General features: G+C 57.1%; 1 rRNA gene. It reads right to left on the bottom strand.

Annotated features, from left to right (window positions below):
• Positions 1–22 precede the first annotated feature (22 nt).
• Positions 23–3,141, bottom strand: a 23S ribosomal RNA gene (locus ACWC0C_RS47960).
• Positions 3,142–3,210: the final 69 nt, after the last annotated feature.

Here is a 3,210-nt window from a genome sequence, read left to right as displayed (position 1 = left end):
AACACAGTGGACGCGAGCAACTGAGGACAAGCCCTCGGCCTATTAGTACCGGTCACCTCCACCAGTTACCTGGCTTCCAGATCCGGCCTATCAACCCAGTCGTCTACTGGGAGCCTTACCCCATCAAGTGGGTGGGAGTCCTCATCTCGAAGCAGGCTTCCCGCTTAGATGCTTTCAGCGGTTATCCCTCCCGAACGTAGCCAACCAGCCATGCCCTTGGCAGAACAACTGGCACACCAGAGGTTCGTCCGTCCCGGTCCTCTCGTACTAGGGACAGCCCTTCTCAAGACTCCTACGCGCACAGCGGATAGGGACCGAACTGTCTCACGACGTTCTAAACCCAGCTCGCGTACCGCTTTAATGGGCGAACAGCCCAACCCTTGGGACCGACTCCAGCCCCAGGATGCGACGAGCCGACATCGAGGTGCCAAACCATCCCGTCGATATGGACTCTTGGGGAAGATCAGCCTGTTATCCCCGGGGTACCTTTTATCCGTTGAGCGACGGCGCTTCCACAAGCCACCGCCGGATCACTAGTCCCGACTTTCGTCCCTGCTCGACCCGTCGGTCTCACAGTCAAGCTCCCTTGTGCACTTACACTCAACACCTGATTGCCAACCAGGCTGAGGGAACCTTTGGGCGCCTCCGTTACCCTTTAGGAGGCAACCGCCCCAGTTAAACTACCCATCAGACACTGTCCCTGATCCGGATCACGGACCCAGGTTAGACATCCAGCACGACCAGACTGGTATTTCAACGACGACTCCACAAACACTGGCGTGCCTGCTTCAAAGTCTCCCAGCTATCCTACACAAGCCGAACCGAACACCAATATCAAACTGTAGTAAAGGTCCCGGGGTCTTTCCGTCCTGCTGCGCGAAACGAGCATCTTTACTCGTAGTGCAATTTCACCGGGCCTATGGTTGAGACAGTCGAGAAGTCGTTACGCCATTCGTGCAGGTCGGAACTTACCCGACAAGGAATTTCGCTACCTTAGGATGGTTATAGTTACCACCGCCGTTTACTGGCGCTTAAGTTCTCAGCTTCGCCCCACCGAAATGGAGCTAACCGGTCCCCTTAACGTTCCAGCACCGGGCAGGCGTCAGTCCGTATACATCGCCTTACGGCTTCGCACGGACCTGTGTTTTTAGTAAACAGTCGCTTCTCGCTGGTCTCTGCGGCCACCCCCAGCTCGAGGAGCAAGTCCTCTCACCAGAGCTGGCCCCCCTTCTCCCGAAGTTACGGGGGCATTTTGCCGAGTTCCTTAACCATAGTTCACCCGAACGCCTCGGTATTCTCTACCTGACCACCTGAGTCGGTTTAGGGTACGGGCCGCCATGAAACTCGCTAGAGGCTTTTCTCGACAGCATAGGATCATCCACTTCGCCACAATCGGCTCGGCATCAGGTCTCAGACTATGTGCAAGGCGGATTTACCTACCTTGCGTCCTACACCCTTACCCCGGGACAACCACCGCCCGGGATGGACTACCTTCCTGCGTCACCCCATCACTCACCTACTAACCGCTTGGTTCGGCGGCTCCACCACTTTCCTTTCCCCGAAGGGTCCGGAACGGCTTCACGGCCTTAGCATCACGATGCTCGATGTTTGACGCTTCACAGCGGGTACCGGAATATCAACCGGTTATCCATCGACTACGCCTGTCGGCCTCGCCTTAGGTCCCGACTTACCCTGGGCAGATCAGCTTGACCCAGGAACCCTTAGTCAATCGGCGCACACGTTTCTCACGTGTGAATCGCTACTCATGCCTGCATTCTCACTCGTCAACCGTCCACGACTACCTTCCAGTGCCGCTTCACCCGGCAGACGACGCTCCCCTACCCATCACAGCACCCGTTGGGGCTTACACTGCAATGACACGACTTCGGCGGTACGCTTGAGCCCCGCTACATTGTCGGCGCGGAATCACTAGACCAGTGAGCTATTACGCACTCTTTCAAGGGTGGCTGCTTCTAAGCCAACCTCCTGGTTGTCTGTGCGACTCCACATCCTTTCCCACTTAGCGTACGCTTAGGGGCCTTAGTCGATGCTCTGGGCTGTTTCCCTCTCGACCATGGAGCTTATCCCCCACAGTCTCACTGCCGCGCTCTCACTTACCGGCATTCGGAGTTTGGCTAAGGTCAGTAACCCGGTAGGGCCCATCGCCTATCCAGTGCTCTACCTCCGGCAAGAAACACACGACGCTGCACCTAAATGCATTTCGGGGAGAACCAGCTATCACGGAGTTTGATTGGCCTTTCACCCCTAACCACAGGTCATCCCCCAGGTTTTCAACCCTGGTGGGTTCGGTCCTCCACGAAGTCTTACCTCCGCTTCAACCTGCCCATGGCTAGATCACTCCGCTTCGGGTCTTGAGCGTGCTACTGAATCGCCCTATTCGGACTCGCTTTCGCTACGGCTTCCCCACCCGGGTTAACCTCGCAACACACCGCAAACTCGCAGGCTCATTCTTCAAAAGGCACGCAGTCACGAGATGCAGCAAGCTGCATCCGACGCTCCCACGGCTTGTAGGCACACGGTTTCAGGTACTATTTCACTCCCCTCCCGGGGTACTTTTCACCATTCCCTCACGGTACTATCCGCTATCGGTCACCAGGGAATATTTAGGCTTAGCGGGTGGTCCCGCCAGATTCACACGGGATTTCTCGGGCCCCGTGCTACTTGGGTGTCTCTCAAACGAGCCGCTGACGTTTCGACTACGGGGGTCTTACCCTCTACGCCGGACCTTTCGCATGTCCTTCGCCTACATCAACGGTTTCTGACTCGTCCTGCCGCCGGCAGACGACAGAAGAGAGATCCCACAACCCCGCATGCGCAACCCCTGCCGGGTCTCACACGCATACGGTTTGGCCTCATCCGGTTTCGCTCGCCACTACTCCCGGAATCACGGTTGTTTTCTCTTCCTGAGGGTACTGAGATGTTTCACTTCCCCTCGTTCCCTCCACACTGCCTATGTGTTCAGCAGCGGGTGACAGCCCATGACGACTGCCGGGTTTCCCCATTCGGAAACCCCCGGATCAAAGCCTGGTTGACGACTCCCCGGGGACTATCGCGGCCTCCCACGTCCTTCATCGGTTCCTGGTGCCAAGGCATCCACCGTGCGCCCTTAAAAACTTGGCCACAGATGCTCGCGTCCACTGTGCAGTTCTCAAACAACGACCAGCCACCCATCACCCCGAACCAAACAAG

This window comes from Streptomyces sp. NPDC001709 (assembly GCF_053596375.1).
The sequence above is the reverse complement of the archived record's forward strand: the minus strand, read 5'-3'. Positions and strand labels throughout refer to the sequence as shown.